Consider the following 23946-nt stretch of genomic DNA (forward strand, 5'->3'; position numbering starts at 1 on the left):
CGGTGCGGTTATGGCGGCGAAAAAGGCCGAGCCCGGCCTCGTGGATCAGTGGCGGGACATCCTTGCGGTGCATGCGCGCACCATGTGCGAGCTCGATCGCGAGCTGCATCAGCACGGCCTGGGCGCCAGCGACTTCGAGGTGCTCGACGTCCTGGCCGCCGGCACGGCGGAGGACGGCAGTTCCTCCTTCCGCGTGCAGGAGATCGCCGCGCAGGTCCATCTCAGCCAGAGCGCCCTGTCGCGCCTGATCGGCCGCCTGGAGAAGGACGGCCTCCTGACGCGCGGGATGTGCTCCGAGGACCGCCGCGGCGTTCGCGTCTGCCTGACGCAGAAGGGCCGCGACCTGCACACCGAGGTGCGACCGTTGCAGCGCGCGGTACTGGGGCGGATGCTCGCGGACGGCCCGAAGGGCTGAATTCGGCGGATGGCCCGGCGGGTCCTCAGCTCCAGGTGATCCCCGACCGCTCCCGCCACAGCGCGGCCAGCGAGGTGTCGCCGGTGAGGCCCGGGAACGGCAGCCGGTTCCACAGCGACAGATAGAGCCGCGCCGCGGGGCCCGACAGCTCGCAGTCGGCCTCGCCCGCCCCGTCCCGCTCGGTGACCGGCGGCTCCTGCGAGATCCGTACGGTCCATGCCCGGCCGGCGTCGGTGGCCCGTACGCGCAGCAGGCGCGGGGTGTCCGAGCGCACCTTGCTCCGGCCGCGCGCGTGGAAACCGAGCAGCAGCTCCTCGATGCCGTCGACCGCGAACTGTGCGGGGATGACGCCGGGCGTCCCGGTCAGCGCGGATTCCGCGTCCACCCGGTGGACGGTCGTCTCGTGCGCCTGCCGCCGCGCCCAGAACGCGAGCGGCGACGGCGCGGGCAGGAACGTCCAGCACTCCACGTCGGGCCGGGCGCCGGCCAGTGTCCCGACGAGCCGGCCGTGGCCCTCGCGGAACCAGGCGATGAGCTCCGCGCCGTCCAGTTCCGGCAGGCCGCCGTCGGGGTGGTACGACGTGCGCCCCTCGGCGACGAACGCCGTGGCCCAGCGGTGCACCATGCCCACGTGCCGCAGCAGGTCCCGTACGTCCCACCCCGGGCAGGTCGGCACCTTGGCGTCGGTGCCCGCCGTCTCGGCGGCGCGGGCGAGGAGGCGGCCCTCCTCGTCGAGCGTCTCGATGTGCTCCGCAGTCTCCATGGCGGGAGTCTGCCCGATGAGACCTGGCTTGAATGCGTCCTTGCGGGAAGCTCGTGGTGTGCGGGTCAGGAGACGGCCGCGCGCCGGGTCGCGAAGCCGATCAGGCCGGCGACGCCCGCCAGTACGGCCACGCTGGTCAGCGCGGCGGGGAGCGAGAACCAGTCCGCCATGAAGCCGATCATCGGCGGTCCGAGGAGCATGCCGCCGTAGCCGAGCGTGGACGCGGCGGCGACGCCCGTGGGTCCGGCCAGGGCGCCGGCCCGTTCGACCGCCACGGGGAAGATGTTGGCGAGACCCAGACCTGTGACGGCGAAGCCCAGGAGCGCCAGCCACACGGTGGGGGCGAGTGAGCCGAGCAGCATCCCGGCCGCGCCCGTGGCGCCGCCGAACACCAGCGTGCGGGTCCTGCCCAGGCGTTCGAGCAGTGTCGTCCCGCTGATCCGGCCGATCGTCATGGCGAGCGCGAAGCAGGAATACCCTGCCGCGGCCACGCCGGGATGGGCGTGCAGGTCCTCCTCCAGGTGCAGCGCGCCCCAGTCCGCGAGCGCGCCCTCGCCGTACGCGGTGCACAGGGCGATGAGGCCGAAGACGAGGACGAGTCCGCGCACGCGTCCGGCCGGCCGCTCGGACGCCGACGCGGGCTCGCTCCGTGTGCGACTGCTGTCGTCCGGGGCCGTCGGAGCGTCGTGGCGCAGGAGCGCGGGGCCGGCGGCGGCCGTGACGAGCAGGCCGATGACGGTGAGGGCGAGGAGGTGCCGGGTGGGTGAGACGTGGCCTGCGACCAGGCCGCCGAGGCCCGCGCCGAGCATGCCGCCGAGGCTGAACGCCGCGTGGAAGCTCGGCATGACGGGGCGGCGCAGGGCGGCGACGAGGTCGACCGCGGCGCTGTTCATCGCCACGTTGATCCCGCCGTAGGCGGCACCGAACACGAGCAGGACCAGGCCGAGGGTGAGCGCCGAGTGGGTGAGCGGGGGCAGTGCCACGCTCAGCGCCAGGAGCACGGCACTCACCACGGTGACCGGATGGCTGCCGAAGCGCCCGCACAGGCGCCCTGTGAGCATCATCGTGACCACGGCCCCCACCGAGACGCCGAGGAGGGCGAGTCCGAGCGTGCTCGCCGACGCGCCGGTCTGCTCCTTCACGGCGGGGATGCGCACCACCCATCCCGCGAAGATGAAGCCGTCGAGCGCGAAGAAGATCGTGAGCGCGATACGGAGGCGGGTGAGGGACGAGGTCCGCGGGCTGTCGTCGTTGACGGTCCGGAGTTTGTTTAGTGTCGGCACAAAGTCAGGGTAGGGCGCCGCCCCGCCGGGGACAAGACGGTTCGAGGCGTGACGGCCACGACATCCGCCGGGCCGGCACAGGGAAATGGCTGCGGCCCCACCCGTCCGGGCGGGGCCGCAGCCATGAAGACCTCAGGTGTGGCTCTCGGAGCGTCACACGGCGAGGACCTTGACCCCCGCCTCCTCGAAGCGCTCCACCGTCGCCGCGTCCACGGCACTGTCGGTGACCAGGGTTCCGATCCGCTCCGTCGAGCAGATCCGGGCGAACGCGCGCTGGCCCAGCTTGCTGGAGTCCGCCGCGACGATCACGCGCTCCGCCCGCTCGCACAGCAGCCGGTTGATGGCCGCTTCCGCCTCGTCGTGCGCCGCGGCGCCGTGCGCGACGTCGAAACCGACGACACCGAGCACGGCCGTGTCGATGGTGATCTGGCTCAGCACGCCGTCCGCGAGCGGGCCGATGAGCTCGTACGACTGTGGCCGGGCGACCCCGCCCGTGACCACGATCTTGAACTGGGGCCGCACCGCAAGCTCGTTGGCGATGTTCAGCGCGTTCGTGACGATCGTGAGGGCCGGGGAGCCGGAGGCGAGATCGGGGCGGACCGCGAGTGCGCGCGCCACCTCGGTCGTCGTCGTGCCGCCGGTCAGGCCGACCGCCTCGCCCGGCGTGATCAGCTCGGCGACCGCCTTGGCGATCCGTTCCTTCTCGGAGGCATTGCGCGCCGTCTTGTAGCGCAGCGGCAGCTCGTAGGAGACGCCGTGGACGACGGCGCCGCCCCGGGTGCGTACGAGCATCTGCTGCTCGGCGAGCTGGTCGAAGTCGCGCCGGATCGTGGCCGCGGACACCCCCAGATCGGCCGCCGCCTCCTCGACATCCAGGCGCCCCCGCTCCACGAGCAGTTCCAGCAGGGACTTCCAGCGGGCGTCGCGGGACATCCGCGGCCTCCAATCGTCGTTCTCCGGTGACCCTAGCGCACTACCTGATGCTTGGTTATGCTCGAAAGGTATCGAATTCTTGCAGGAACGAGCATACGCTCGACGGGGCCGATCGAGCGCGGCGCATGCGGCGTACTCGACCGGTCCACGGACACCACACATCAGGGAGTGGGCACGGCATGAGCCATGTCGAGAACGAGCTGAACAGCCAGCCGGAGTGCTGGACGCGCGCGGCGGGCCTGGCCGCGGGCGAGGCCGCCAAGCTGCCTGCGCCGGGGGAGCGCGTCGCGATCGTGGGCTGCGGCACCTCGTGGTTCATGGCGCAGGCCTTCGCCGCGCTGCGCGAGGAGTCCGGGCAGGGCGAGACCGACGCGTTCGCGGCCTCGGAGTTCCCGGCCGGGCGCCCCTACGACCGCCTCATCGCGCTGTCCCGGTCCGGCACGACGACCGAGGTCGTCGAGCTGCTCGCCGCGGTCAAGGGCCGCATCCGGACGACCGCCGTCATCGGCGACCCGAACACACCGATCGTCTCCGCCGCCGACGACGTGATCGTCCTGGACTTCGCCGACGAGCAGTCCGTCGTCCAGACCCGCTTCGCGACGACGGCGCTCACGCTCCTGCGCGCCCACCTCGGCCTGCACACCGAGCAGGCCGTCGCCGACGCGCGCACCGCGCTCGAGGCGCCGCTGCCCGAAGGCCTCGTGGAGTGCGGCCAGTTCACCTTCCTGGGACGCGGCTGGACCGTCGGCCTCGCGAACGAGGCAGCGCTGAAGATGCGCGAGGCGTCCCTGTCGTGGACCGAGGCGTACCCCGCGATGGAGTACCGCCACGGCCCCATCAGCGTCACCACCGCGGGCACCGCCACCTGGATGATCGGCACGGCGCCCGAGGGGCTCGCCGAACAGGTCGCCGGCACCGGCGCGCTCTGGGTCGAGGGGAGCCTCGACCCGCTCGCCGAACTCGTGCGCGCGCAGCGCCTCGCCGTCGCCGTCGCGGCCGCCCGCGGCCTCGACCCCGACCAGCCGCGCCACCTCACCCGCTCGGTGATCCTCACCGCCGGCTGACCGTCGACCGAGCTTCCGAGCCTCCCGAAAGGAGGGGTTGTGCCCCTCGCAGCAACCGGCGCGCTCGTCGCCGAGGCCACCGCGGCGCGTACCGCGGTGGCCGCGTTCAACGTCATCACCCTGGAGCACATCGAGGCCGTCGTGGCGGGCGCCGAGGCGGCGAACGCGCCGGTGATCCTCCAGGTCAGCGAGAACGCCGTGCGGTACCGCTACGGGCGTCTGCTGCCCCTCGCGCGGGCCGCGGCCGCCACCGCCGAGGCGTCCTCGGTCCCCGTGGCGCTCCACCTCGACCATGTCCAGAGCGACGAGCTGCTCCGCCAGGCCGCGGACGCCGGGTTCAGCTCGGTGATGTACGACGCGGCGCGGCTCCCCTACGACGAGAACCTCGCGGCCACCCGCGCGGCCGCCGACTGGGGCCATGCCAACGGGCTGTGGGTCGAGGCGGAGCTGGGCGAGGTCGGCGGCAAGGACGGTGCGGCGCCGCTCGACGCGCACGCGCCGGGTGCCCGCACGGACCCCGGTGAGGCCCGCGCCTACGTGACGGACTCGGGAGTCGACGCCCTCGCCGTCGCGATCGGCTCCTCGCACGCCATGACCACCCGCACCGCGACGCTCGACCACGACCTCCTCAAGCAGCTCTCGGAGGGCCTCGACGTACCGCTGGTCCTGCACGGTTCCTCCGGTGTCGGTGACGACGAACTCTCGCAGGCCGTCCGGGGCGGCATCGCCAAGGTGAACGTCGGCACGGCCCTGAACATAGCGATGACAGCGGCCATCCGGGAGTTCCTTGCCGCACATCCCGACGCCGTCGACTCCCGCAAGTACCTGAGCGTGGGCCGCGAGGCGATGGCCCGCACGGTGACGGAGCTGGTCGAGGTGATGCGCCGCTGATCCGTCCTCCGCATCCGCCCCGGTACGCGGAAGACACCTCGTACCGGGGACAATGGGTCCATGGCCGGCCGGCACGAACCGCACGCGCCCCCGCTCTTCCCGGTGCACCGGGAGCGCCGGGAGATCACGCCCGACGCCGTGCACATGCCCGGCTGGCTCGACGCCGGGGCCCAGCGCGCACTCGTCGAGGCCTGCCGCGGCTGGGCCGCCGGGCCCGTGCCGATGCGTCACACGCGACTGCCGGGCGGCGGCGTGATGTCCGTCCAGACCGTGTGCGTCGGATGGCACTGGCAGCCCTACCGCTACACACGTACGGCAGCCGATGTGAACGGCGCGCAGGTGGCCCCCTTTCCGGACTGGCTGAGGGAGTTGGGCAGACGCGCGCTCGTCGACGCGTACGAGGACGACGCCGCCGGCGACGGCTACGACCCCGACACGGCCCTGATCAACTTCTACGACGGCGCCGCCACCATGGGCATGCACCAGGACAAGGACGAGCGCGCACGGGAACCCGTCGTCTCGCTCAGCATCGGCGACACCTGCGTCTTCCGGCTGGGGAACACCGAGAACCGCGGCAAACCGTACGAGGACGTGGAGCTGGTCTCCGGGGACCTGCTGGTCTTCGGAGGGCCGTCACGGCTCGCGTTCCACGGGGTGCCGAAGGTGTATCCCGGCACCGGCGACCCCGCCACCGGGCTCTCCCGGGGCCGCCTGAACCTCACGATGCGCGTCACCGGACTCACCGGACCGCCCTCCGCGCCTTCCCCACCCTCCGCACAGGGGTGAGTTCACCCGCAGGGGCTGCGGCGTTCACCGGCTACGATGCGACACGGTGATCAGGGCGAGGAGTTGCTGATGCGTGGCAAGGCGGCCTCCGGGGCCGAGGGGCAGACGGCGGGCGAGGCGGAGGGATCCGCGCGTGCGCCACGTCTCGAGCGGGGCCGTGGTGCGCTCGGGCCCGCGCTCGAACTCGTGCACACCGGCCGCGCGCCGACCCGCGCCGTCCTCACCGCCGAACTGGGCGTGACCCGGGCCACGGCAGGCGCGGTCGCCGCCGAGCTCGAAGCGCTCGGGCTGATCAGGATCGACGCCAAGCCTAGCGCCGCCGCAGGCTCGCAAGGGCGCCCCTCGCACCGGCTGTCCGTCGCCGAGGACGGACCCGTCGCACTCGCCGCACAGGTGCACGCCGACGGCTACCGCGCCGCCCTGGTGGGCCTCGGCGGCCGGATCGTCGCGACCACGCCCGGCTGCGAGATCATCGACCCGGATCCGGCGCGGGTGCTCGGCTCGGTCGTGGAGGCCGGCGCCCAACTGCTGCGCGAGACCGGGCGCCACTGCGTCGGCGCGGGCCTCGCCGTCCCGTCCGCGGTGGCCGAACCCGACGGCACCGCCCTCAACCCGCTGCACCTCGCCTGGCCCGCGGGCTCGCCCGTCCGCGAGATCTTCGCCGAGCGCGTACGGGAGGCGGGCATCGGGCGGCCGGCGTTCGCCGGGAACGACGTCAACCTCGCCGCCCTCGCCGAGCACCGGCACGGCGCGGGCCGTGGCGCGCGCGACCTGCTGTGCGTCGCCACCGGCCACCGCGGCGTCGGCGGCGCGCTCGTTCTCGACGGCCGTCTGCACACCGGAAGTTCGGGCCTCGCCCTGGAGGTCGGGCACCTCACCGTGAACCCCGAGGGCCGGCCCTGCTACTGCGGCAGCCGAGGCTGCCTCGACGTGGAGACCGATCCGCTGGCCCTGCTCGACGCGGCGGGCCGCGAACCGGGCCCTGACGGCTCCCTGCTCCAGCAGGCCCGCGACCTGATCGCCGGCAGCCTCGACGACCCGAAGGTGCGGATGGCCACCGAGGCCCTGATCGACCGTCTCGGACTCGGCCTCGCGGGCCTGGTGAACATCCTCAACCCCGACCGCATCATCCTGGGCGGCCTGCACCGGGCGCTCCTCGACGCGGACCCGGACCGCCTGCGGGCCGTCGTCGCGGACCGCAGCCTGTGGGGCCGCAGCGGCGGCGTGCCCATCCTGGCATGCACGCTCGACCACAACAGCCTCGTCGGAGCTGCCGAGTTGGCGTGGCAGCCGGTCCTCGACGACCCGCTCTCGGCGCTGGGCCCGGCCTGACGCGCGGGACTCCGAACCCACGCCGACTGGTCCGGCAAGGGCTTGACCGTGCACAATCACCGCCATGACTGGTGAATCGGCCCGGAACTACCTGGCCTCGGTGGAGAGCCGCCTCCAGGCGGACGGCTGCGCGACGCGCTGGGAGGACTGGTTCGGTGTGCCCGTCCTCGTGGGGCGGCGGGCCGACTTCCGGATGCGCTGGATGGCCACCAACCTGCCGCCGTGCCCGAGATCACCCCGCAGAGCATCGACGCTTTCACCTCGCAGGTTCTGACGTACGCGAAGCAGAACAAGGGCGGCCTCCCGGTCGGCATGCAGACCGGCCTCGCCGCCTTCCCCGTCCTCGTCAGCGAGCGCGTCGACCCGGCCGCCATGGCCTGGGCCGAACAGCAGCAGCGCAACCGCTTCGCCTGCTTCGCGCGCCCCGTGGTCGTGGACAGCGCACAGCGCTACGTCGGCTTCTACCGCGGCAAGCCGGCCCTCGGCCGCGTCTACGCCTCCCACCTCATCGAAAAGGGCAACCGTTACTTCAACGCGTAGTCGTCACGGTCACCGGTCGCCGCGCACGCTCTGCTCAGGCCCACCGCGAGCACCCCGCGCGCCAGGTCGCCCCCCGAGTGGTGTCCGACGGCGAGCAGTTCGCGTACGGCGGGTTCCAGTTCCAGGGGAGGGGCCTCCGCGCCCAGCGCCCGCAGGAACGCGTGGGCCTGCGGTACGCATTCGCCGCGCTCCGCGTGCCGCAGGAGCGCGGCCGAGAGCAGCGGGGTGCGGCGGGACGCGTCCGCGACCGCGTCCGAGAGAGGCGCGAGAGGGCCACCCCACGCCCGGCTCGCCAGCAGTGCGCCGCACAGGATGTCGTCACCGGACGGGGTGAGTCCGGGGCCGAGGCCGACCAGTGCGCGGGCGGCCCGCCGGACTTCGCCCGCGTCATCGGCGCGCAGGGCGTGGCGCAGGTCGATCAGGCGGGGAGCCAGCGCGAGTGGCAGGGGTTGCGCCGACGCGTCGAGCAGGACCGTCACCCGCCTGAGGCGCGCGGGGTCCGGTGCGGAGGAGGCGCCCTGGACACGGGGCGGTGTCCAGGACGCCTCCGGCTCGAAGCGAACGGTCTCGATGAATACGCGGCCTGCCCCGAGGCCGGCCCATGGTGTGTTCAGTTCCAGCGGCCGGTCCGCCGACGAGAAGGGCAGGACGAGCGCGTTCGGCAGTCGGATCGCGTCCCGGGTCACCACGGCGAGCGCGGGCATCTCCCGGTCACCGGTGGCGAGATGGACCGCGTGGCGGGTGGCGGCGACGACGCGCACCGGCCGGAACGGGCCGCGCAGCAGCGGGGCGACGGCCGTACTGATGGTGCCGAGGCGTACGTGACCGCTGGTGTCGACGTGTACGTGAGCCTCGGCGCCGAGGTGTACGTGCTCAGGGCGTGGCACCCCAGCACGTAGGGCATTCCAGAAGGCCGCCGTGCCCGTCACTCGTCGGGCTCCTCGGGCACCTCGAAGGCGCTCAGCGCGTCCGTGAAACAGCGCATCGGGGCGTGGGTGAGCCCGGCGCCGATCTGGCCGATGCCCGGCTCGCGGTGGGCGATGCCCGTGGTGATCACCGGTTCGAGGCCCGTGTCGACGACCTTGCGGATGTCGACGCCGACGGGGCTGCCGACGAAGTCGAGGCCGGGGAGGCGGTAGTCGCGGTGCCGGCCGACGGTGAGCGTCGCCATCTCCTGGCTGACGCGGCGGGCTCCTTCGGGGGTGCCGCCCACGAAGCCGACGATCGCCGGGGCGGCGGCCAGCGCGAACCCGCCCAGGCCGTGCATCTCGGTGATGGCGCTGTCACCGATGTCGGGATTGGCGTCGGCGGGTCCGTAACCGGCGAAGTAGAGGCCGTCCACGGGGGCGGCCGGCGCGGTGAACCAGGTGTCGCCGAGGCCGCTGACGCGGATGCCGACGTCGACACCGTTACGTGCGAAGGCGGTGACGACCGTGGAGTGCGGCACACCGTGCCCGGCCAGGAGCGCCAACTTGCTGGCAGCCATGGAGAAGTTGAGGAACCAGTAGTTGTTGTCACGCAGGAAGTCCAGCGCCTCGATCCCGCCCAGGTCCGCGTGCCGGGCGAGCGCGGCGGAGAGTTCGCGGGTGAGCAGGGCGCTCGCCGCGGTGTTGCGGCTGTGGCACTCGTCGCCCATCTGAAGGGCCTGCGCGGTGACCGACCGCAGGTTCACCGGCTCGGCGAGCGAGCCGATCGCAGCGCGCAGAGCGGGGCCGAGGCGCTCACCCATCCAGCGCAGCCGCTCCATGACGTCGTCGCCGAGTGCGCCGTAGCGCAGGCAACGGCCCTGTCCCTCATTGAGGTTGGAGTACGCCCGAAGTCCCGTGGCCTCGTCCTCCACGACGAGCAGGGGCATGGACGCGGAGATGACGCCCGCCATCGGGCCGACCGCGTCGTGGTGATGACAGGGGGCGAAGCGGATGGCCCCCGCGTCGGCGAGCGCTTCCGCTTCCTGCGGCGTCGCCGCCCAGCCCTCCAGGAGTGCGGCGCCGACGACGGCGGCCCGCATCGGGCCGCACATGCGCTCCCACTCGATCGGCGGTCCGGCGTGCAACAGGAGCCTCTCCTGGGCCAGTTCGGGGATCAGCTCTCCGGCGGGGCGGACGTCGGTCCACAGCGGCACGACGCCCAGGATCCGTTCGAGGGCTTCGGCGTTGGCCGCCTCGACGGCCGGGTGCGCGACCAGGCGGGCGAGCCCGGCGCCGAGTTCCGGATCACCGTGGGCAGGGGGGCGCCAGTCGAGCGCGGTCACCGTCGCGCCCGCGGCCCGCGGCGGCCCGGCGAACGCGTCGACACCGATGTTCACGACGTGCGGGACGCCGGTCAGGAGGCCCTGCGCGGGCACGGCTCGTGCGGCCATGGCCTGTGCGGTCATGCGGTCTCTCCGATCCGGGAGGCGGGGGCGGACAGAGCTGGGGCGAGTGCCAAGTCGTCACTGCTGGCGAGGAGTTCGGCGCAGACCCGCGCAGCGGTCGTACTGCTGTCGACGACATACGCGCCCGCGTCGCGCAGAGTCCGCCGCTGTGCGGTGAGCCCCTGTGGGTCGTCATCGGTGCCCACGACGAACGCGATCACCGGTGGTGCGTCGGCAGGAGCCTCGGTCAGCGCTCCGGCCAGAGCCGCTGCAGGATCCGGCGCGGCGCCGTGTCCGATGACCACGTCGAGGACGACAGCGGCGCTGCGGGGGTCCGCGAGGGCCGCCCGCAGATACTCGGTGCGGACCGTGGGGTCGATCATCGGGTGGGGGCGTCCGGCGGTGAACTCGTCGTCGCCCAGGTCGAGTACGAGATGCCGGTCCGGGAGGCGCGGGGTCGCGCCCGGCGCGGGCGGGGGAGCGGTACGGGTGATGTCACCGAGCACCGTGCCGAGGAGCGAGGCCGCCTCGTGGGCGAAGGTGCCGCCCGCGTACAGGGCCCGCAGCAGGCGGCGAGGCGGAGCGGGGGCGGGCAGCTCGGGCAGCTCTTCGCCGGGCGGGAGCGCTCCGCCGACAGCGAGGGAGGCTGCGGACCGTGCCGCCTCGAACAGGGTGGGAGCGAGCGTGACCCGGGCAGGGGCGGGGGAGGTCTCGTCCGTGCCGAGGAAGCAGGCCACCACCGGTTTCCCCGACGCGCCCGCGTGCCTCAGCAGCTGTCCGGCCACGTGGGGGGCAGGCGGTTTGGACACGAGGACGATGACGTCCGTCGCGGGGTCCGCGGCCAGGGCGTCGAGCCCGGCCCGCATCGTCAGCCCGCCCACTTCCGCGCTCACGTCGCGGCTGCCCGTGCCGATCACATGGCTGACCCCGGCGCCCATGGAGTGCAGCAGGCTCGACACCTGCTGCAGTCCCGTACCGGAGGCTCCGACCAGGCCGACGCGGCCCGCCCGCACTTCGTTGGCGAATCCGAGGGGGATGCCGCTGATGACCGCGGTTCCGCAGTCCGGCCCCATGACGAGCAGCCCGCGGCGGGCGGCCTCCCGCTTCAGGAGCACCTCCTGTTCGATCGGCACGTGATCGCTGAAGACGAAGGCGTGCATGCCCAGGCGCAGCGCCTTGAGAGCTTCGGCGGCCGCGTACGGTCCGGGCGTGGAGATCAGCGCGAGACTCGCGTCGGCGGGAGCGCCGGCGAGCGAGCGCACCGGGGGTTCGGTGTCCGCACCGGTCTCCGGTCCTGCGCCCGGTCCCTCGCCGGGACCGGACAGGGCATCGACGACCAGGGCGAGGGCGGTGTCCACCGCGTCGGGTTCGCCGCGGACGGCGACGAGCAGGTCGTTGGGTCCGGCGTCGTGGCCCGGGGTGGTCAGCAGCCCCGACCGCGCGAGGACGTCGCGGTTGGCTGGTGTTCCCATCACGAGGCTGATGGTCTCGACGCCCGGCGGTTCGGCCAGGCGGGCGGCGACCCTCATGAGGGCGACGGAGTCGGCGTAGAGATCCTTGTGCACGGCGTTTCGTAGCACCATGGCTCCGACTCTAGGCAGCGGCCCGCCCCTTTCAGCATGGCTCGAAGTGCCAGAACCGGCCGGGGATTTACCGGCAACGGGTGACAGTGACCCGCCATTGCGGGGTCGGCGTCAGCCGTGCCGAGGGCTTGCTCAGCGCCGGTTCCGCGAGGAGAGCAACCGGTGGGCGTGGACGGCCAGTTCGGTCTGGAGCCGGGCCGTAGGCCGGCGTTCGAGCCCGCCGGTGAGGCGGTCGATCTGGCGCAGTCGGTAGCGCAGGGTGTTGTAGTGGATGTGCAGCCGCGCGGCGGTGGCCACGCCGTTTCGGTCCTGGAGGAGATAGACGCCGAGGGTCTCGACGAGGCTGCCCTCGTGCTCGGCGTCATGGGCGAGCAGCGGGCCGAGCGCGTCGTCGACGAGGGCCGTGAGCTCCGCCGCGGGAAGCTGTCCGAGGAGCCGGTACACCCCCAGGTCCGCGTAGCCGCGAACGAAGTCGGGGCCGTGCAGTTCGCGGCCGAGCGTCAGGGTCTGCGCCGCTTCCTCGTAACTGTGGTGGTAGTCGGTGAAGTCGTCCCGGACGGTCCCGGCGGCGACAGCCACGTCCCAGCCGGGGTGCGCGGCGGTGACAGCCGCATGCAGGGCCTGACACCGGCCGGCGAGTGACGGCCCCGGTTCCGTCAGCAGGACCAGTCCGCTCTGGCTGCCCCAGATGATCGCGCCGGCCCCGGCCGCCGACCGAACGAGCGGCAACAGCCGGTCCTCCAGGGCGAGTTCGGTGTCGGTGGGACCCCCGGTGCCGGTGGAGGCGACCTCGACGAGCACGACCGCGCGGGGCAGCCGCAGGTTCCAGCCCATGGCCGCGGCCCGGCGCGCGGTCTCGGCGCGGTCGCGCGGCGGCCGGGAGACCAGCTCCATCAGGAGCAGCGTGCGGTAGCGCTGCTGGCGGCTGGCCAGGGCGCGTTCCTGGGCGGCGATGGTGGCGGCGACGGTCGTGGCGTGCTCCAGCGCCATGCGCTGATGAGTGTCGAGCTCGTGAGCGGATGCAAGGGCCGCCCCGGCCTCGTGGTCCACGGCCTCCGCGTCGTCCCGCCACAGGGCCACGGCGCCGCTCGCGCCCGTGCCCGTCTCGATGGCGCGCTCGGCGGCGGGCGGACGGTCGGGAGGCGGGGATCCCGCGGAGGCCAGGATCCACCCGTGCTCGTCGAGCACGGCGGCCGCGCAGCCGGACAGTTCGAGCAGTACGTTCATGAGCTCCTGATAGGAGCCTCCGTCGAGGGCCACCGCCGTGAGCCGTTCATGGATGGCGCGCGAACGCTCCAACTCCAGGGCCTGACGGTTCAGCACGGTGCCCAGCACCTCGGACAGGATGTCGTTGAACATGACGGCGCCCGGCAACTCGACGACAGGAAAGCCGAGTTCGTCCGCCAGCGCCAGCATCGCCGGCGGCAGCGCGGGCAGATAGGGACCCACCTTCACGGCCAGGGCGGCGAGGCCGCGCTCGGCGAGTACGGGGATCAGGTCGCTCAGCGCCTGCGCGTCGTCACGGACGGCGTAGGCGGTGGTCAGCAGCAGTTCACCGCCGCGCATCCAGCGCACGATGTCGGGGACTTCCATGATGTTGACGACGCGGATACGGCGGCCGCGGCCGCTCGCCCCGGCGACGAGTCGTGCGCCGCTGAGGCACGGCAGGGCCAGCGCCTCGCTCACGGTCAGCCCGGGAGAGAGGCCGTAGGGGACGGTCGGGGCGGTGCCGATACCGATGCCTGTCATGCACAGTCACTATGCGACAGCCGCGAGTAACCTGTAATACCCCGCGCGTAACTTCCATGTTTCCCGCCACGGTCGGGGACGCCCCTTGTCAGCGGGTGTCAACGGCGGGCCGCTCATCCTGGCGTCCGGTGCCCATGACCGGCTCGGCCCGCCTCTCCTACGGTGACCCGCATGACTTCCCGAGCCGTGCCGAGGACAGCGGTGGTCGCCATCGGCGGCAACGCGCTGCTGCGCGGTGGCACCCACGCCACCGTCGCCGAACAGGTCGAGGCCGCGCGCCGGCTCGCGTCCCCCGTCGTGGCGCTGGCCGACGCGGGGTGGCGGGTCGTCGTCACCCATGGCAACGGCCCTCAGGTCGGATTCATCAAGCGCCGCGCGGACCTCGCGGCGGCCCTGGCGCCCGAACTGCCCGCCGTCGACCTCGACATGTGCGTGGCCGACTCGCAGGGCGGCCTCGGATACATCCTGGCGACCGCGATCGCGGGCCGTCTCCGGTCGCTCGGCCGCGCCGACGACCGGGTCGCCGCGCTGATCACCCACACCGTGGTCGCCGCGGACGACGAGGCGTTCAGCCGCCCGACCAAGCCCATCGGATCCTTCTACCCGGCAGCCAGGGCAAGGGAGCTGGCGGACCGCCACGGCTGGACCGTGGCGGAGGAGGACGCGCGGGGCCTGCGGCGCGTGGTCCCGTCGCCCCGACCGCGCCGGGTCCTGGAGACGGAGGCCGTACGGGCGCTGTCCTCGGCCGGATTCACGGTCATCGCGGCCGGTGGCGGCGGCATCCCGCTCGTGGAGACCGACGACGGCGGCTACCGGGGCGTCGAAGCCGTCGTCGACAAGGACCTGACCTCGGCGCATCTCGCGGCGGAACTCGGCGCGGACCTGCTGGTCATCACCACCGCAGTGGAACGCGTCGCCGTCGACTACGGCCGGCCCACGCAGCGCTACCTCGACCGGCTCACCCACGACGAGGCCGAACGACTCCTGGCGCAGGGCCAGTTCCCGCCGGGCAGCATGGGTCCCAAGATCCGCGCCGCCCTCGACTTCCTGCGCGGCGCCCCCGGCCGTCAGGTGCTCATCACCTCACCGCAGCAGCTCGGCGCCGCCCTCGACGGGCACGGCGGCACCTGGCTCGACAGCGAACCGGCGCGGACCACCGAACCCCTCAACGGCACCGTCACGGCAGGGAGGCCGCAGTGATACTCGAAGCGGGACAGGGCCCGATCGACGGCACGCACTATCTGCGGGCCACACCGGAGACCGCCGGCTGGGGGCGGCTGCCCTGCCGCACCACCGCGCCGGCGCTCACCATCGACTCCGGCGACAGCGTCACCTTCGACACCGTCTCGCACGAGGGCATCCTGGAGGACCAGGGGCGCGATCCGGCGGCCTTCTTCGGGCGGTACGGCATCGCCGCGACCGAAGTGCTCTCCGACGCCCGCCTGTTGGCGAAGTCCCCGCCGCCACGGGACCCGGACGAGGACGGGCCGCATGTCGTCAGTGCGCCCGTCCACATCAGGGGCGCCGAGCCGGGCGACCTCCTCAAGGCCGAAGTGCTGTCCCTGCACCGGCGCGCCGACTACGGCGTCATCTCCAGCCGGCACGGCCGTGGCGCCCTGCCCGACGAATTCGCCCGCACAGGACCGGAGTTCACCTTCTGCACGGTGGAGCGTGCGGACGGCCGGGACGTCGGCGTGATCCGCTACGGCAACGGCCGGGCGGCGGCCCGGTTCCCGCTGCGGCCCTTCATGGGCATCATGGGCGTGGCCACCGACACGGACGGGCCGGAGCACTCCGTGCCGCCGGGACGGCACGGTGGCAACCTCGACATCAAGGACCTCGCGACGCACTCCGCGCTGTATCTGCCCGTACAGACGGCCGGCGCGGGCTTCTACACCGGAGATCCGCACTACGCCCAGGGCAACGGCGAAGTCGCCCTCACCGCCCTGGAGGCGCCGCTGCGCGCCACATTCCGGCTCACCCTCCTCAAGGGCGCACGGGCCCGCGCGGCAGCCGCGGCCCTCACGCATCCCTTCGGCGAGACCGACCGGCACTGGATCCCCGTGGGGCTGCACGAGGACCTCGACGAGGCGATGCGGGAAGCGGTCCGCGCCGCCGTCCGCTTCCTCACGGACCGCTTCGGCATGGACGGGCCGGCCGCGTACGCCTACCTGAGCGCGGCGGCGGACTTCGAGATCTCGCAGGTCGTCGACCAGGTCCAGGGAGTGCACTGCCTCATCCGCAAGGCGGACTTCCCTGACTGATCCGGTCCAGTCAGGTCCGGTCGCGGCTGATCGCGCCTGCCGCCCACGCCAGTCACCCCCCGCATCCGCCCCCGCCCATCCACCCACCGGGAGCCCGCATGCCTCAACTGATACTGCGTCAAGCACGCGTCGAAGACGCCCGGTCGCCCTGCGACGTGGTGATCGACGGCGGCCGGGTGCGAGCCGTCGGGGACGCCTCGGGCCAGGACGCCGACGAGGTGATCGACTGCGCGGGCCGGGTCGTCCTGCCCGGCTTCGTCGAACCGCATCTGCATCTCGACAAGGCCCTCCTGGACGGCGTACGAAGCAACCCCGACGGAACCCTCGCCGGAGCGATCGCGGTGACCGGCGAACTGAAGAGCGCGTTCACGCACGAGGACGTGACGGCTCGTGCGCGGCGCGTGCTCGAGGCGGCGGTCCTCAACGGCACGACGGTGATCCGTGCCCATCCGGACGTCGACCCGATCGCGGGGCTGCTCGGCGTCGAGGTCCTGCTCCAGCTCCGGGAGGAATACGCGGATGTGGTCGACCTCCAGATCGTGGCGTTCCCCCAGGAGGGCGTCCTGCGCTCACCCGGCACCGAGAAGCTGCTGATCGCGGCGCTGGCGGCGGGCGCCGACGTGGTGGGCGGCTGCACGTACAACGAGGCCACCCTGGAGGACTGCCGCCGCCACGTCGAGCTCGTGCTCGACCTCGCCGTACAGCACCGAGTCCCGGCCGATCTGCACGCCGACTTCGCCGACGACGCGTCCGACCCCCGGTACGCGCTCGCCGAGTTCATCGCCGGTGAGACGGTGCGCCGGGGCCTGGGTGGCCGGGTGACGCTCGGCCATATGACCTCGCTGGGCGGCCGGGAGCCGGCGGACCGGGCGCGGGCGATGGCGGCACTCGCCGACGCGGGCGTCGCCGTCGTGCCGCTCCCGGCGACGGACCTGCACCTCGGTGGCCGACGCGACACCCGGTCGGTCCGGCGGGGGATCGCCCCGGTCCGGGAACTGTGGGACCACGGCGTGCTCGCCGCCTGCTCCTCCAACAACATCCGGAACGCCTTCACCCCGTTCGGGCGCGCGGACCCCCTCGACACGGCGCTCCTGCTGGCGCAGACCGGCCATCTGTCCGGGCCCGTCGATCTTCATCGGGTCCTTCGCATGGTCACGCACGACGCGGCCCGCGTCGTCGGGATCGCCCACGACTACGGCGTACGGCCCGGCGCCCGCGCCGACCTGGTGGTCCTCGACACGCACGTCTACGACGACATCATCCTGGACCGGCCCGAACGCGCCCATGTCATCAAGGCGGGAAAGGTGGTGGCCCGCACGACCAGGACCAGCGAACTCCTCACCCGCTGACACCACTTGCCCCTCCGCACAACCGCGCCCGCAACCGCAGCTGCCCCGCACCGACTACTGCACCCGCACGGCCCCGCGCACCGTCAACCACACCTCCAGCAGAGGAATCCCCATGCGCGAACGCCTCCCGCACGAAATCGTCGCCTCCGTCCTCGCCGGCCTGACGGCGTTCATCGGCGGCAACGCACTCCATCTGCCGCCCTGGGCGATCTTCATATCGTGGGCGGGCACGTTCCTGCTCGGCGGACCGAGCTGGGCCAACGCCCGCAGGCTGTGGCTCGCGATGCCCGCGGGCTCGACCTTCGCCCTCGCCATCGTGCTCATCGAACAGCACGCGGGCACGGCCCTCGGCGAGGGCCAGTTCGCCCGCAACGCGATGCAGGCCCTGGTCATCCTGGCCGTCAACAGCGCTCTGATGTACTCGGGTCGGATCAAGGCGCTGTCGCTGATCCCCGGCATGTTCTTCGGCTTCGCCAGCTACTTCGCCACGTTCTTCGGCGGCTTCGGCTACGACGCGGGCAACGTCTGGACGGCTTGGGTCAGCGTCATCGCGATGAACGCGCTCGGACCGGTCTTCGCGTACCTGTCCAACAGGCTGACGTTCCCGGTCAAGGCGACGGAACCGGCGCCCGTCGGACTCGCGCCGGACGTCCCGTCACCCTCCGCCGGACCCGCGCGCGCGGAGTGAAGTCCGTCCGTCACCCGGGCAGCCGCTCCACCGCGAACGCCCTGCCCGGGTTGTCGACGAGGATCCGGCCCAGCAACTCCTCACCCAGGGCCAGTTCGAGCCGTGGGCGGAGGCGGCGCAGGAGGTACGGCATCCCGGGCCCGCCGCTCACCGAACGCGCCCCGGCGGTCGTCGTGTCGCCGCCGAGCAGGAGCCGGTCGCCGAACCCCGCGTCGGCGAGCGCCGCCATCGCGTCCGGCATCCGCCAGTCCGTCGCGTGGTGGGCGCGCGACGGCCCGTCGAAGGCGAGATACGCGCCGGACTCGGCGGCCTGGCGGTGCACGGCGAAGTCGGGGGAGCGGTTGAGGTGCCCCAGCACGACCCGCTCCGGCGCCACCCCCAACTCCCCGCACAGCAGGTCGAGTACGTCCAGCACACCCGTACCCAGCTCGTGGTGGACGGCGATCGGCGCGCCCGTCGCGTGATGCGCCTCGGCCGCGGCCCGCATCGTCCACACCGCGTGCCCGTCGAGGGCGTGGAAGCCGCCGGCGACCTTGATGAGCCCGGCCCGCACACCGCTGGCGCCGATGCCCTCGGTGAGTTCCCGTACGAACACGCCGGCGAGGTCGGGACGCAGCCGGTCGAGCAACTCCGGTGGGTAGTGGGCACCTTGATGAAGGCCCGTCGCGGCCACGATGCGTACACCCGTCGTGGCCGACAACCCGGGCAGCAGCTCGGCCCGGCGCCCCAGACCGTGCGGCGTCCACTGGACGACCGCGCCGCCGCCCGCCTTCCCGTAGGCGCGCAGTTCCGCCTCTGCGGCTGCCGCGTCGTCGAGTTCCTGGCCGGGCAGGAGCGGGCTGCGGAAGAAGAGGTGGTCGTGCGCGTCGCACACACCGAGTTCCTCCGGCGCCACGTCCCCGAGCACGGTCCGTACGGTCGCGGTCACCACTGCCTCCCCCGGGGAAGCAGGTCGCGCTCGGGGGCGCTCAGGTGCAGCACCTCGTAGAGGTCGCCCGGCGTGTCCGGCGCCGCGTGGTCCCAGAGGGAGAAGGTGAGCAGCTCCCAGTGGCGCGGGTCGACGGCGACTGCCGCGCACACCGCCCCGTCCTGCGCGGCGATGCGGGCCGCGTCGCGCACGGCGGCGTCCGCCGCCTCGGCGAGCGGCGCCTGCCCGGTGAGGGGTGTCCGGCGGCGTACCGCGCTCCTCGCGGTGGCGTGCGAGGCCTGCCCCTCCTCGTACGCGAGTCCGGCCCAGTGCTGCACCTCGGGCCGGCCGAAGTCGTCCACGATGCCCTGGAAACCGGGCCCCCACAGGAACGAGTTCATGCCTTGAGGGGTGTTCCACAGGTAGCACGGCGCGTACTGGTTCACGGGTGACCCGGCGACGCCGCGCTCCCGCATCAGATAGGCCTTGAGCCCGAGTCCGGGGAATTCGTCCAGGAGATGCCCTCTGGTCTCCACCCGCTTGCGGATGACGGCCATGTCGTAGTCGGCGGGCAGCGTGATCTCGTACTGCATCGCGTGCACGGTCGTGTCACTCCTCGGCTCGGGCGGCGGGTGCGAGCAGCGAGAGCAGTCCGCGGACCCCTGCGTCGAAAGCGGCGGGAGAGCCCGACGCGCGGGCCAGCACATAGCCGCCCTGGACCGTCGCGACGATCGTCGCCGCGATCTCCTCGGCATCCAGCGAAGGTGCGAACTCGCCCTGTTCCTTGCCCTCTTCGACGATCCCGGCGAGCTGCTCGCGCAGCCAGTCGATCGTCTCGTCGACCGGAGCGCGCAGCGCGTCGCTCGCGATCACATCCGGGTCCATGGTGAGCCGGCCGATCGGGCAGCCGCGCAGCACCTCGCGCTCGCGCCGCAGATACGCCTCGATGCGGGCGTACGCGGAGCCGGCGCCGCCGAACGACTTCGCGGCCGTGGCCCGCATCTCCTGAGCCGTCCGCTCGATCGCGGCGAGCGCGAGGTCCTGCTTCCCTCCGAAGTGGTGGTACATGCTGCCCTGCCCGGCGTCGGCGCGCTGCTGGATCGCCTTGGGGCTCGTGCCCACGTACCCCCGCTCCCACAGGAGCTCGCGGGTGGACTCGATCAACCGGTCCGAAGTGCTCATGAAGCAACTGTACATACTAGTAGGTACAGAAGTCGAGAGCGAGGAGAGTAGACGGCGGCAGGCCCAGTACTCCCGTGGTGGTACGCGCGCTGCCGCTGGCTGTACGACGACTTCGACCCCCCTTCGGAGCGAGTCTCGAGTCATCGAGAAAACGTGAGCACACGTTCCGAGGAGATGACTCTCATGCAGACCCTGGCGAACTGGGACGGCGGGCCCGGCCCGTGGATCCTGTTCTTCCCGCTCATCTGGGCGGCCGTCGTCATCGGCGTCGTCACGCTGCTGCGCCGCACGGTGTGGCGCGGACGCCGTCGTGGCGGCCCCTGGCGGCCCGCAGCCGACGAGAACTCGCCCATCACCGTGCTCGGCCGGCGCTTCGCCGCGGGCGAGATCGACGAGGACGAGTACTGGCGCCGCAGCTCCGTCCTGAACGAGGAGTTCGGCCGCGCCAAGGGCGGTGCGGAATGACGACCGCCACCCTCACCCGGACCGCGGCCCGAGTCGTCGACGCCGTGAAGGTCTACGGCAGCGGCGACACCGCGGTCCGGGCCCTGGACGGCGTGAGCGTCGGCTTCGGGGCCGGGAGGTTCACCGCGATCATGGGGCCTTCCGGCTCCGGCAAGTCCACGCTCATGCACTGCGCGGCGGGCCTCGACACCCTCAGCGCCGGCTCCGCCTTCATCGGCGACACCGATCTGAGCGACCTCGACGACCGCCGTCTGACCCTGCTGCGCCGCGACCGCATCGGCTTCGTGTTCCAGGCCTTCAACCTGGTGCCGACGCTGACGGTCGCGGAGAACATCACCCTGCCGATGGACCTCGCGGGCGCGAAGGACGACGCCGCCTCCAGGGAGTGGATCGACGCCCTGGTCGACGTCGTCGGCCTGCGGGACCGCCTGCACCACCGCCCGTCCGAACTCTCCGGCGGACAGCAGCAGCGCGTCGCCGTGGCCCGGGCCTTCGCGGGCCGCCCCGACGTCGTCTTCGCCGACGAGCCGACCGGCAACCTCGACTCGCGCTCCGGCGAGGAGGTGCTCGGGCTCCTCGGCCGCGCCGTGCGGCAGATGGACCGTACGGTCGTCATGGTCACCCACGACCCGGTGGCCGCCGCCCACGCCGACGAGGTCGTCTTCCTCGCCGACGGCCGCCTGGTCGACCGGATGCAGGACCCGACCCCGGACAAGGTCCTCGACCGCATGAAGGCCTTCGACGCGGCCGGCGGCCCACGACCTGCGGGAGAGGCCCCGGCATGAGCTCGATGAGCACCTCCGCGCGTCTGAGCCTGTCGTCCCTGCGCGCCCACAAGCGGCGCTTCGCCGGCACCTTCCTGGCCGTCCTGCTCGGCGTCGCGTTCCTCGCCGGCACACTCGTCATGGGCGACACCCTGCGCGCCAGCTTCGACACCATGTTCGGCAACGCGTCGAGCGGCACCGACGCCGTCGTCCGCAGCACGAACGTGATCACGACCGCCGGTGAGAGCCAGGGCTCCCGGCAGCCGGTCGCCGCGTCGCTCGCGAAGGAGCTCGCGGACACCCCGGGCGTCGCCGCCGCCGTGCCCGGCATCCAGGGCGCGGGCCAGCTCGTCGGCAGCGACGGCAAGGCGATCGGCGGCCAGGGCCCGCCCACCCTTGCGGGCAACTGGATCACCGACCCCGAACTCAACCCGTACCGCCTGGCCGAAGGACACATCCCTTCGAAGACCGGCGAGGTGGTCGTCAACCGTGGAGCCGCCGAGAAGGGCGGCCTCAAGATCGGCGACACCACGACCCTGCGCACCCCCGACCCCGTCAGGGTGACGATCGTCGGCCTCGCCACGTTCGGCGGCGAGGACGGCATGGCCCAGGTGACGTACACCGGCATGACGCAGGCCGACGCGGAGAAGTACCTCACGCCGAGGCCCGGCGAGGCCGCGTCCATCCAGGTGCGGGCCGCTCCCGGCACCAGCCAGCGGGAACTTGTCGACGAGCTGACTCCCGTACTGCCCAAGGGAGTCGAGGCCATCACCGGTGAGGCGTCGGCGCAGGAGAACACGGACATGATCTCCGGCCAGTTCCTTTCTCTCTTCACCACCTTCCTCCTCGTGTTCTCCGGCATCGCCCTGCTCGTGGCGACCTTCTCGATCCACAACACGTTCGCGATCGTCGTCGCCCAGCGCACCCGGGAGAACGCGCTCCTGCGTGCCCTCGGTGCCTCCCGCCGCCAGGTCACCGCCACCACGCTCGTCGAGGCGAGCGCCGTCGCCGTCCTCGCGTCGGTCGCCGGTCTCGCCGGCGGCATCGGCATCGCGGCCGGACTCCAGGCGCTGTTCCCCGCGATCGGCTTCCCGTTCCCCGACGGCGCTCTCGTGATCAGCGGCCTGTCCATGCTGCTCCCGCTCGCCGTCGGCATCCTCGTCTGCCTCGGCTCCGCTCTCCTGCCCGCCGTGCGGGCCGGACGCACCGCACCCCTGGCGGCCCTGCGCGAGACGGCGGTCGACCGGTCGGGGGCCTCGCGCCGCCGAGCCGTCTTCGGCACCGCACTGGGTGTCGCGGCGGTCGCCGTCACCCTGATCGGTGTCCTCGCGTCGCCGTCCGTCTGGCTCGCCGGCCTCGGCAGCGTGCTGATCCTCGTCGCGTTCGTGGTGCTCGGACCCGTCGCCTCGTCACGCGCCGTACGCGTCCTCGGCAGCCCCCTCGACACGTTGCGCGGCGTCACCGGCGGCCTCGCCCGGCGCAACGCGCTGCGCAGCCCCAAGCGCACCGCCGCCACCGCGAGCGCCCTGATGATCGGCGTCGCCGTCGTCTCCCTGTTCACTGTCTTCGGCGCCTCGCTGAAGGCGACCATGGATCAGACGGTGTCCCGCTCCTTCGCCGGCGACATCGCCGTGTCCGCGCCGTCGTTCGGCGCGGGCGGCAGCGGCCTCAGCCCGAAGCTCGCCCCGGCCATCGCCGAGCAGCCGCAGGTCGCGACGGCCGTCGGCCTGGGCAAGGGCGTCGCGGACGTCGACGGCGAGGGCCGCGCCCTCACCGTCACCGACCCGGCAGCGCTCGCCAGGTCCTTCGACCTGGGCACCGTCCGCGGCTCGCTGAACGACCTCGGCACGGACGGCATCGCGATCACCCGCAAGGAGGCCGACAGACAGCACCTGGAACCGGGCAGCTCCGCCCGACTGGCCTTCACCGACGGCAAGCAGCAGACCTTCACCGTCCGCGCGGTCTACGGCCGGTCGGAGCTCGCGGGGGACTACGTCATCACGCGTGAGGCCTGGGCCCCGCACCGCGCGCAGGACTCCGACACCCTGATCGCCGTCACGTTCAAGGACGGCGTGAGCACGGCCGACGGCAAGGCCGCCGTCGCCAAGGTCGCGGCGGCGTACGGGAATCCGGAGGTGCAGACCCGCGACGAGTACGCGCAGTCGTCCGCCGGCGGCATCGACATGATGCTGACCCTGGTCTACGCGCTGCTGGCCCTCGCCGTGCTGATCGCACTGCTCGGCATCGCCAACACGCTCACCCTGGCCGTCCACGAACGCACCCGTGAACTCGGCCTGTTGAGGGCCGTCGGCCAGACCCGCGCCCAGCTGCGGGCCATGGTCCGGTGGGAGTCCGTCCTGGTCGCGGCGTTCGGCACCGCGGGTGGCCTGGTGCTCGGCGGCTTCCTCGGCTGGGTCCTGGTCGAGGCGTCGGACGGCGCGAGCGACAGCGCGTTCGCGTTCGCCCTGCCCCCGCTCCAGCTCGTCGTCGTGGCCCTGGTGGGCCTCGCCGCCGGAGCGCTCGCGGGCCTGCGTCCGGCCCGCCGCGCCGCACGCCTCGACGTGCTGCGGGCCATCGCCACCGAGTGACGTGGTCCGTGCCGTGAGGAGTGACGTGGCCCGTGCCGTACGAGGGG

The 23946-nt window shown here is 72.9% G+C and carries 24 protein-coding genes; 14 read left to right on the forward strand and 10 right to left on the reverse strand.

The annotated features are described in order from the left end of the window. The first annotated feature begins 10 nt into the window (after nt 1–10). A complete protein-coding gene (locus tag ACZ67T_RS18005) occupies nt 11–415 on the forward strand; it encodes a MarR family winged helix-turn-helix transcriptional regulator (protein WP_454407348.1) in 405 nt (134 codons plus the stop codon). A gap of 25 nt (nt 416–440) precedes the next feature. On the opposite strand, the gene ACZ67T_RS18010 is transcribed toward ACZ67T_RS18005, so the two are convergent. The 3 genes from ACZ67T_RS18010 to ACZ67T_RS18020 all read right to left on the reverse strand — a co-directional run bounded on the left by ACZ67T_RS18010 (nt 441) and on the right by ACZ67T_RS18020 (nt 3394). Next, nucleotides 441–1178 (reverse strand): maleylpyruvate isomerase family mycothiol-dependent enzyme, encoded by a 738-nt coding sequence (locus ACZ67T_RS18010; RefSeq protein ID WP_469985059.1) that lies wholly within the window; start codon nt 1176–1178, stop codon nt 441–443. A 65-nt stretch (nt 1179–1243) separates the two neighbouring features. Then, nucleotides 1244–2461: an MFS transporter gene (locus ACZ67T_RS18015; protein ID WP_469985061.1), complete on the reverse strand. Its 1218-nt coding sequence runs from the start codon at nt 2459–2461 to the stop codon at nt 1244–1246. Nucleotides 2462–2614: 153 nt separating this feature from the next. Beyond that, nucleotides 2615–3394, reverse strand: a complete 780-nt coding sequence (locus ACZ67T_RS18020) for a DeoR/GlpR family DNA-binding transcription regulator (protein ID WP_100598526.1) — start codon at nt 3392–3394, stop codon at nt 2615–2617. Between the two features lie 179 nt (nt 3395–3573). On the opposite strand from ACZ67T_RS18020, the gene ACZ67T_RS18025 reads away from it, so the two are divergent. The 6 genes from ACZ67T_RS18025 to ACZ67T_RS18050 all read left to right on the forward strand — a co-directional run bounded on the left by ACZ67T_RS18025 (nt 3574) and on the right by ACZ67T_RS18050 (nt 8007). After that, the gene (locus ACZ67T_RS18025; protein WP_469985063.1) at nt 3574–4458 is read left to right on the forward strand and encodes an SIS domain-containing protein; all 885 of its coding nucleotides are present in this window, start codon (nt 3574–3576) and stop codon (nt 4456–4458) included. Between the two features lie 39 nt (nt 4459–4497). Next, entirely contained in the window at nt 4498–5349 is an 852-nt protein-coding gene (locus ACZ67T_RS18030; RefSeq protein WP_469985065.1) for a class II fructose-bisphosphate aldolase, read from the forward strand. Between the two features lie 60 nt (nt 5350–5409). Continuing rightward, nucleotides 5410–6135 carry an alpha-ketoglutarate-dependent dioxygenase AlkB family protein gene (locus ACZ67T_RS18035; RefSeq protein WP_469985067.1) on the forward strand — a complete coding sequence of 242 codons (726 nt, stop codon included), beginning with the start codon at nt 5410–5412 and terminating at the stop codon, nt 6133–6135. 69 nt (nt 6136–6204) lie between these two features. Further along, the gene (locus ACZ67T_RS18040) at nt 6205–7467 is read left to right on the forward strand and encodes an ROK family protein (protein ID WP_469985069.1); all 1263 of its coding nucleotides are present in this window, start codon (nt 6205–6207) and stop codon (nt 7465–7467) included. A gap of 64 nt (nt 7468–7531) precedes the next feature. Next, the gene (locus ACZ67T_RS18045; RefSeq protein WP_469985071.1) at nt 7532–7741 is read left to right on the forward strand and encodes a hypothetical protein; all 210 of its coding nucleotides are present in this window, start codon (nt 7532–7534) and stop codon (nt 7739–7741) included. Then, nucleotides 7690–8007 (forward strand): hypothetical protein, encoded by a 318-nt coding sequence (locus tag ACZ67T_RS18050; protein WP_469985073.1) that lies wholly within the window; start codon nt 7690–7692, stop codon nt 8005–8007. Before ACZ67T_RS18045 ends, ACZ67T_RS18050 begins: the two co-directional genes overlap by 52 nt. Here ACZ67T_RS18050 and ACZ67T_RS18055 read toward each other — a convergent pair. From ACZ67T_RS18055 to ACZ67T_RS18070, 4 genes are all read right to left on the reverse strand, one after another. After that, nucleotides 7992–8894 carry an oxamate carbamoyltransferase subunit AllH family protein gene (locus ACZ67T_RS18055; RefSeq protein WP_469985075.1) on the reverse strand — a complete coding sequence of 301 codons (903 nt, stop codon included), beginning with the start codon at nt 8892–8894 and terminating at the stop codon, nt 7992–7994. The genes ACZ67T_RS18050 and ACZ67T_RS18055 overlap by 16 nt on opposite strands. A 38-nt stretch (nt 8895–8932) precedes the next feature. Continuing rightward, nucleotides 8933–10381: a YlbE family protein gene (locus ACZ67T_RS18060; protein WP_469985076.1), complete on the reverse strand. Its 1449-nt coding sequence runs from the start codon at nt 10379–10381 to the stop codon at nt 8933–8935. After that, the gene (gene fdrA / locus ACZ67T_RS18065; RefSeq protein ID WP_469985077.1) at nt 10378–11943 is read right to left on the reverse strand and encodes an acyl-CoA synthetase FdrA; all 1566 of its coding nucleotides are present in this window, start codon (nt 11941–11943) and stop codon (nt 10378–10380) included. The genes ACZ67T_RS18060 and fdrA overlap by 4 nt, the downstream gene beginning before the upstream one ends. 132 nt (nt 11944–12075) lie before the next feature. Beyond that, nucleotides 12076–13692, reverse strand: coding sequence for a PucR family transcriptional regulator (locus ACZ67T_RS18070; RefSeq protein WP_469985079.1), 1617 nt, complete (start codon nt 13690–13692; stop codon nt 12076–12078). A gap of 171 nt (nt 13693–13863) precedes the next feature. On the opposite strand from ACZ67T_RS18070, the gene ACZ67T_RS18075 reads away from it, so the two are divergent. The 4 genes from ACZ67T_RS18075 to ACZ67T_RS18090 all read left to right on the forward strand — a co-directional run bounded on the left by ACZ67T_RS18075 (nt 13864) and on the right by ACZ67T_RS18090 (nt 17993). Then, nucleotides 13864–14892, forward strand: coding sequence for a carbamate kinase (locus tag ACZ67T_RS18075; protein WP_469985080.1), 1029 nt, complete (start codon nt 13864–13866; stop codon nt 14890–14892). Continuing rightward, entirely contained in the window at nt 14889–15956 is a 1068-nt protein-coding gene (locus ACZ67T_RS18080; RefSeq protein WP_469985082.1) for an acetamidase/formamidase family protein, read from the forward strand. Before ACZ67T_RS18075 ends, ACZ67T_RS18080 begins: the two co-directional genes overlap by 4 nt. 98 nt (nt 15957–16054) lie before the next feature. Next, complete coding sequence (locus ACZ67T_RS18085) at nt 16055–17305, forward strand: amidohydrolase family protein (protein ID WP_469985083.1); 1251 nt, start codon at nt 16055–16057, stop codon at nt 17303–17305. 112 nt (nt 17306–17417) lie between these two features. Next, nucleotides 17418–17993, forward strand: coding sequence for a DUF1097 domain-containing protein (locus ACZ67T_RS18090; RefSeq protein ID WP_469985084.1), 576 nt, complete (start codon nt 17418–17420; stop codon nt 17991–17993). 10 nt (nt 17994–18003) lie between these two features. On the opposite strand, the gene ACZ67T_RS18095 is transcribed toward ACZ67T_RS18090, so the two are convergent. Genes ACZ67T_RS18095 through ACZ67T_RS18105 form a run of 3 tightly spaced genes read right to left on the reverse strand, consistent with a single transcriptional unit; the run spans nt 18004 to nt 20082 of the window. Continuing rightward, nucleotides 18004–18921 (reverse strand): phosphotriesterase family protein, encoded by a 918-nt coding sequence (locus tag ACZ67T_RS18095; protein ID WP_469985086.1) that lies wholly within the window; start codon nt 18919–18921, stop codon nt 18004–18006. Further along, entirely contained in the window at nt 18918–19502 is a 585-nt protein-coding gene (locus tag ACZ67T_RS18100) for a DUF4865 family protein (RefSeq protein ID WP_469985088.1), read from the reverse strand. Before ACZ67T_RS18100 ends, ACZ67T_RS18095 begins: the two co-directional genes overlap by 4 nt. A gap of 7 nt (nt 19503–19509) precedes the next feature. Then, nucleotides 19510–20082: a TetR/AcrR family transcriptional regulator gene (locus tag ACZ67T_RS18105; protein ID WP_469985090.1), complete on the reverse strand. Its 573-nt coding sequence runs from the start codon at nt 20080–20082 to the stop codon at nt 19510–19512. 183 nt (nt 20083–20265) lie between these two features. Between ACZ67T_RS18105 and ACZ67T_RS18110 the strand changes: the two genes are divergently transcribed. Genes ACZ67T_RS18110 through ACZ67T_RS18120 form a run of 3 tightly spaced genes read left to right on the forward strand, consistent with a single transcriptional unit; the run spans nt 20266 to nt 23899 of the window. After that, the gene (locus tag ACZ67T_RS18110; RefSeq protein ID WP_469985513.1) at nt 20266–20547 is read left to right on the forward strand and encodes an SHOCT domain-containing protein; all 282 of its coding nucleotides are present in this window, start codon (nt 20266–20268) and stop codon (nt 20545–20547) included. Further along, a complete protein-coding gene (locus tag ACZ67T_RS18115; protein ID WP_469985092.1) occupies nt 20544–21332 on the forward strand; it encodes an ABC transporter ATP-binding protein in 789 nt (262 codons plus the stop codon). Before ACZ67T_RS18110 ends, ACZ67T_RS18115 begins: the two co-directional genes overlap by 4 nt. A 5-nt stretch (nt 21333–21337) precedes the next feature. Further along, complete coding sequence (locus tag ACZ67T_RS18120) at nt 21338–23899, forward strand: ABC transporter permease (protein WP_469985514.1); 2562 nt, start codon at nt 21338–21340, stop codon at nt 23897–23899. Nucleotides 23900–23946: the final 47 nt, after the last annotated feature.

The organism is Streptomyces sp. NPDC107517 (assembly GCF_055582645.1).

Bases quoted from the DNA above. Each gene is read 5' to 3' on its own strand.
- ACZ67T_RS18005 (WP_454407348.1), top strand. From the start codon at position 11: ATGGCGGCGAAAAAGGCCGAGCCCGGCCTCGTGGATCAGTGGCGGGAC.
- ACZ67T_RS18010 (WP_469985059.1), bottom strand. From the start codon at position 1,178: ATGGAGACTGCGGAGCACATCGAGACGCTCGACGAGGAGGGCCGCCTC.
- ACZ67T_RS18020 (WP_100598526.1), bottom strand. From the start codon at position 3,394: ATGTCCCGCGACGCCCGCTGGAAGTCCCTGCTGGAACTGCTCGTGGAG.
- ACZ67T_RS18025 (WP_469985063.1), top strand. From the start codon at position 3,574: ATGAGCCATGTCGAGAACGAGCTGAACAGCCAGCCGGAGTGCTGGACG.
- ACZ67T_RS18035 (WP_469985067.1), top strand. From the start codon at position 5,410: ATGGCCGGCCGGCACGAACCGCACGCGCCCCCGCTCTTCCCGGTGCAC.
- ACZ67T_RS18040 (WP_469985069.1), top strand. From the start codon at position 6,205: ATGCGTGGCAAGGCGGCCTCCGGGGCCGAGGGGCAGACGGCGGGCGAG.
- ACZ67T_RS18045 (WP_469985071.1), top strand. From the start codon at position 7,532: ATGACTGGTGAATCGGCCCGGAACTACCTGGCCTCGGTGGAGAGCCGC.
- ACZ67T_RS18060 (WP_469985076.1), bottom strand. From the start codon at position 10,381: ATGACCGCACAGGCCATGGCCGCACGAGCCGTGCCCGCGCAGGGCCTC.
- fdrA (WP_469985077.1), bottom strand. From the start codon at position 11,943: ATGGTGCTACGAAACGCCGTGCACAAGGATCTCTACGCCGACTCCGTC.
- ACZ67T_RS18070 (WP_469985079.1), bottom strand. From the start codon at position 13,692: ATGACAGGCATCGGTATCGGCACCGCCCCGACCGTCCCCTACGGCCTC.
- ACZ67T_RS18075 (WP_469985080.1), top strand. From the start codon at position 13,864: ATGACTTCCCGAGCCGTGCCGAGGACAGCGGTGGTCGCCATCGGCGGC.
- ACZ67T_RS18085 (WP_469985083.1), top strand. From the start codon at position 16,055: ATGCCTCAACTGATACTGCGTCAAGCACGCGTCGAAGACGCCCGGTCG.
- ACZ67T_RS18090 (WP_469985084.1), top strand. From the start codon at position 17,418: ATGCGCGAACGCCTCCCGCACGAAATCGTCGCCTCCGTCCTCGCCGGC.
- ACZ67T_RS18105 (WP_469985090.1), bottom strand. From the start codon at position 20,082: ATGAGCACTTCGGACCGGTTGATCGAGTCCACCCGCGAGCTCCTGTGG.
- ACZ67T_RS18110 (WP_469985513.1), top strand. From the start codon at position 20,266: ATGCAGACCCTGGCGAACTGGGACGGCGGGCCCGGCCCGTGGATCCTG.
- ACZ67T_RS18115 (WP_469985092.1), top strand. From the start codon at position 20,544: ATGACGACCGCCACCCTCACCCGGACCGCGGCCCGAGTCGTCGACGCC.
- ACZ67T_RS18120 (WP_469985514.1), top strand. From the start codon at position 21,338: ATGAGCACCTCCGCGCGTCTGAGCCTGTCGTCCCTGCGCGCCCACAAG.